5 protein-coding genes are annotated in these 5,370 nt (G+C 41.1%); 1 reads left to right on the forward strand and 4 read right to left on the reverse strand.

Annotated features, from left to right (window positions below):
• Positions 1 to 426 precede the first annotated feature (426 nt).
• Positions 427 to 2,022 carry a hypothetical protein gene (locus tag VF500_RS05950; protein WP_330858784.1) on the reverse strand — a complete coding sequence of 532 codons (1,596 nt, stop codon included), beginning with the start codon at positions 2,020 to 2,022 and terminating at the stop codon, positions 427 to 429.
• A 485-nt stretch (positions 2,023 to 2,507) separates the two neighbouring features.
• Between VF500_RS05950 and VF500_RS05955 the strand changes: the two genes are divergently transcribed.
• On the forward strand, positions 2,508 to 2,714 hold the full coding sequence (locus VF500_RS05955; protein WP_330858785.1) for a DUF2945 domain-containing protein: 207 nt from the start codon (positions 2,508 to 2,510) through the stop codon (positions 2,712 to 2,714).
• Between the two features lie 170 nt (positions 2,715 to 2,884).
• Here the strand turns inward: VF500_RS05955 and VF500_RS05960 are convergent, their stop codons facing one another.
• The 3 genes from VF500_RS05960 to VF500_RS05970 form a co-directional block, all read right to left on the reverse strand.
• Complete coding sequence (locus VF500_RS05960) at positions 2,885 to 3,736, reverse strand: transposase (protein ID WP_330858788.1); 852 nt, start codon at positions 3,734 to 3,736, stop codon at positions 2,885 to 2,887.
• Positions 3,724 to 4,245, reverse strand: coding sequence for a hypothetical protein (locus tag VF500_RS05965; RefSeq protein WP_330858786.1), 522 nt, complete (start codon positions 4,243 to 4,245; stop codon positions 3,724 to 3,726). Before VF500_RS05965 ends, VF500_RS05960 begins: the two co-directional genes overlap by 13 nt.
• Positions 4,246 to 4,350: 105 nt before the next feature.
• A partial coding sequence (locus tag VF500_RS05970) for a flavodoxin-dependent (E)-4-hydroxy-3-methylbut-2-enyl-diphosphate synthase (protein ID WP_330858787.1) occupies positions 4,351 to 5,370 on the reverse strand: 1,020 nt, incomplete at its 5' end.

Consider the following 5,370-nt stretch of genomic DNA (forward strand, 5'->3'; position numbering starts at 1 on the left):
CAACCTTGAACATTCGGTATTTTACCTTGCCGGCAACCATACCATGGTAGGCGAACTGCGTAAGTTGTTAAAATTGCAGGGCTATCCATCAAGCCAGATCAGGGCACATGGATTTTGGTCGTAAAACACCGGTTTGACAGTACTTTTCCTGCGCCCGCGGTCCATTCACCGACATTTTATGCCGTTTCACCTAAAATCCCTGTTTAACAAAAAGCTAAGGGCACATATTTGCGGCAAATAAAATTATCATGAAAACATTTTACAATCCGCTTATTGCTGTGATGATCACCTTACAGGAACATACGGTGACAGTTATCCAGGCATTGGCCAACCTGGTGAGTTGATATGCTCATCTATCTATGAAAATCGAAAGCCGATTTGCAATTAAGCAAATCGGCTTTGTTATTTAATATCGGCTTATTTCATTTACGGCTGCAGCCAAATAACCTTAACACCTTTATTACCATGTTGATTTTCGAGCTTCAGCGTCGCATAAACATTGCTTTGCTTATCATAATCAGATATCGTAAACAGTGCCAGGTTATGATCCTTCTTACTTTCCGGGTTACCGAAAAGATAATCCCTTTTAGGTATTAAGTCGGTACCTTTTAGTGGATAAACAAATGCATCACAATTACTTACTCCCTCAATAGTTATTACCCCCCCTTTTTCCTGTGCATCACTATTACGTTCCGTATCGTTGAAAACAACATAACTGCGCGGGCCGGCACTTATAAAATCAAATGATTTATACTGGTTACCTTTATATAACATTTGGCCCATGTCATGGCGTATAGATTGATAATAAGGTTGCAGATAAGCCGCGTTAACATCGTGCCTCTTCCTAATCATATAATCGTTTATAAACTCGCCTGTTTTGCTATAGTTTACAATGGCTATGTTGCGCAGCCAACTGGTGGAGCTTCCCGGAGCTACAGGACCAATATTAATACCTGAATAACTAACAACCGTAATGCTGATCTGTTCAAAAACGATACTGAATGTTCCGTCGGTATTTAAAAACAAATTAACAGGTACTCCGTCAAATTCATCTTTAGGATAATTGATGATCCTTGATGAGGGGATGGCTGCATCAACCCGGTTAACTTTTTTATCAAAGGGATTTACAAACGCCAGTAAAGGGGTATACTTATTACCTCTGCCTTTAACCGTTACAGATACGATGATCTGCTTTACGGTTGGACTATAGCGGGCAAGGCCCCATGATACCGCCTCATTTCGTGCAAAATCAAGTTCGTTTAAAGTAACCGTTTTCGCGCCTTTATCCAAACCTGCCAAAATAAGCTCCCCATCGTTTCCACCCGATTGCGAGTTAGAGGCATAAGCCAATACGCAAACCTTTTCGCTACCAATCACCGCCATATCAAGGTATTTCAGATACTTGTACCTATCATCAGGTGAGTTATAATAGGCACGGCTTTTCTCATTGTTATCAGAACCATAGGCCACAATTTCAATCCGTTTGCTCCTGTCCGACTCAAACGAGTTGAACAAAGCAATTGCATAGTTATCGCTATCCGGATCTTTACGAACAAAAAAATCAGGCATGGGCACGCTACCAAATACCATTGAATAGCCCGCAAACATGCTCATTTTATTTAACTCAGCTATTTTGCGGTCATCTATCAGGTTACCTGTCTTTCCATCAATTGTAATCCGGTAAAGTGATGGTACGCGGCCATCAATTTCACTAACTAATAAAATAGCGTTACCACTGATCTCAAAAAAACCTTTAATGCTGCCGTTTTTTAGTTTTCCGTATGATGGGTCGATATGATTTACAGCAGTTTCCTTGTGTGTACCATCATATCTGCGTACATCAATGCCTTTTTTTGCATCGATATGAACAAACATGGTGCTGCCATTTTTAAATTGAAGTATTTTGGCAAAGCCCTCTTCGGGTTCTTCAAATACGGGGCCTTCTGCAATTTGTTTGATCTGTGCTTTCAGAGTTATGCTGCACAATAGCATGAGTGCCAATAACAAGGCATTTCTTTTCATTTCGTGATAATTAATTAGGTGTGATTTGAATTTACTACTGCAACAAATGTAACAAAATCAATACAATTCCAATATTACGATCTAACAAGAATTGAAACAACAGGCAATATTTCTTAAGCATTTTAGATAAGCAGCGGCAGTATTCGCAAAAGTTTTACCGACAACACTCTGTTTTTACCGGCATTTCTCCGATGTTTTACCTCCATTCACCGATAACTGCACTTGCTTCGCCTAATAAACCTAACGGCAGGGTGCCATTTGTGTGCAATTTTGGATCACTAAACAACAACAATAATAAATGCCATGAAAACTCTACTTGCAATTCAATTGATCCATTTGGTTATGAAAGCTGCGGAACATGCCGTATCTATCATTCACGCTATAGGTCATTTAATAAAATAATGCCCGGCACCCCGAGGGATGGTTATTTCATCTTTATTAAATCAATAACCCACCGCACATGTTACACTTAAAAAGTGTAGCATATGAAAAAGGGAGATGAAGTAACCTGGAAATGGGGAAAATCAGAAGCTGAAGGCCACATCGTTAAAAAGCACGATGAACCGGTAAGCAAAACCATAAAAGGCGCAAAAGTTGAACGTAACGCCAGCAAAGAGGAGCCCGCTTATGAAATTGAACAGAAAAACGGCAGCAAAGTGCTGAAATCTGAAAGTGAAATAAAGGCCCGCTAAACCGTTTAAACGGATAAACTTTTGCGAATAATATTTCAAGCCCGGGTGTTAGGCATTCGGGCTTTTTGTTTGGAAAATTAAGTTATGCTTCATGTTCCCTCTGGATCTCTCGCAAGTTTAAGTTAACCCACAAAATCACGGGCTGTTATTTGCGTAAATAAAGCCGATCATCAAAGACTGAAAAAAGGAGTATCCTTTCCAAAGGGCCTTCCATCCGGGCAGGCCTTTACTTTTAAGTCCCTGGTGTCCCCCATTCGTCCCAGCAGCAGCAACCACCATAATGCAGAATGCGGTTCGCATAGTTGCCTGTCAATTGGCATCAGGTATTTATCTGCAAGCCTCCTTGCCAATTCCTGTTCAGCTTTATCTGTGACGATTATTTCGAAGGGTGTATCATGCTGATGCTTTGCAATATATCGGCTTCTTAGCAGTACAACGGCGCTTATAGCTAACAGGCCTATGCTGGCAGTGAGTGCTTTACGGGAATCAAACTGCCGCTTTTCTATACTACAGCCAGTCTTGTAGCATTTATGACAATCCTCGACAGTCCATCTTTTTGAATAGATCTCAGGGATTTGTTCTGCATCTTTTTCATGTTTGATAGCACAGTTTGTTAATAGAAACCATTCGGCAGGCGCATGACCATCATCTGCAACCTGCTCTTTTATCCATACACAATTTATTTCCTTATCTATATCCCTAAGCTTGACAGAGCAGGAGTTCATCTCACATGTAGCCCTGTATTCTTTGCCCTTTTCATTCCTCAATGTCCTTGTTATTGTAAATGGATTTGGCAAAGCGGGCGAAAGCTGATAAATCCTAAAAAGTTCCGGCGTGTCTGTTTTATCCTTTTCTGACAGCATTTGGGAGCTATGGTCATGTCTTGCCCTGATGATAAAGTATTGGTCATCTCCAATACATTTATTCATAACAGCTACTATATCGGCTTCCCGATCCATTACATGGATAAGATGCCTGCCGGTTTCCTTACTAAAGCGGATACCTGTTTTTACACCTTCAATCCATTTATTGGATTCTTTTTCCGAAGTCGGTTTAGTGCGCCATTGTGCAGCCTTGCCGAATCCCTTTCGCTCCTATGGATAACCTGTTGATGTAATAACCCTAAAGGAACATACTTTTCATCCAGTAACAAGCCATGGTGTAATAAAAAGCCATTGGATTGTTCTGTTTGAGTATAACCCAAGTCCTGGTTGCGACTGTTATAGTCGGTTAGCATTGTATCCTGTACTAAAATCCAGGATTCTGAATTGGGTTGTTCTTTTGAATAGCTTATCAAGCCTGCCTGATAGCCTGATATAAACGTGGAATGATTAATAGATTCATTATTTATCAAGCGGTAAAAGGCTTTTAGCTGATGCTGATTTTTAAACAACTCCGGAAAATTTAATGATGGATTGGACGAATTTAATACCGAAATCACCTGCTTATAGCGTGACTCTCTGTAAAAATGGCCAAATTTGATACCCTCCATCTGTAAAGCTATACACCTTGATGTTTCAAATATCCCCATTAGGGACACTAAGATAACTTTTTTATTTGTGGGTTAACTTAAACTCGCAGAGAGACCCTGAGGGGACGGTAAAATCCTTAAATCAGTTAATCCCGGTTCAGACAATTACTCCTGCATCACATCGATCCAATTACCATCGCCTTTAATGATATTGATCAATTCATCAAGTGCATTGGCCGAACTGATATTTTTCTTCACAGCTTCCTTGCCCCGATAGAGGGTAATTTTATCTGTACCTGAACCTACATAACCATAATCTGCATCGGCCATTTCACCGGGACCATTTACGATACAACCCATGATGCCTATCTTCAAGCCCTTAAGATGACTGGTACGACTGCGAATCATCTGCGTAGTAACCATCAGATCGAACAGGGTACGCCCGCAGCTTGGGCAGGAGATATATTCCGTTTTGGAAATGCGTGAGCGGGTAGCCTGCAAAATACCAAAAGCCGTAGAGGTAATAACATTTGTAGGCAGTTCCGGCGCATCAATCCAGATGCCATCCCCAAAACCATCAACCAATAAAGCGCCAAGGTCGGTAGAGGCGTAGAGTTGTAATTTAGATGTGAGATCTGAGATTTGAGATTTGAGGTCAGCTTCACTTTCGGACTTTCCGACTTCCGGACTTTCCGACTCAAAAGCATAGCTTCTCTTCACTATCACTGGCACATCCAAGCCCAGTTCTTCCATTTTAAAGAAGAAAGAACGCTGCTCGGCCATCCCGTGTAAAGCATCTGTTTCAAGCACCAGTACCAGCGAATTATCCAGCTGGATAGATCCGAATGCTTCCGAATCAATATCTGCAGGTTTTAAACGCACCAGGTTCAATTTTGACGAACGATTAACATCGCCAATGTATTCCTGCAAAGTAAATACCGGGTGGCAATTGGTTTTATCAGCAAGCTTAAGCCACGCGTTATAATTATAAAGTTGTTTTAAGTTGCCCGGCAAGGTAAATGAAGGCAATTCATCTGCCAGGTAAACAAAATCAACCGACTGTTCGGCCATGTTATATTTATCCAGCAACGGTGAATACAGATAGCCCGCCTCGTTTAATACAGCCGGATCTTTAAGATTTTTTTTCGATAGGTCAACAACAACCCGCGGCACTAAATGCCCGCC

Source organism: Mucilaginibacter sp., from assembly GCF_036383575.1.
Taxonomy (GTDB): Bacteria; Bacteroidota; Bacteroidia; order Sphingobacteriales; family Sphingobacteriaceae; genus Mucilaginibacter.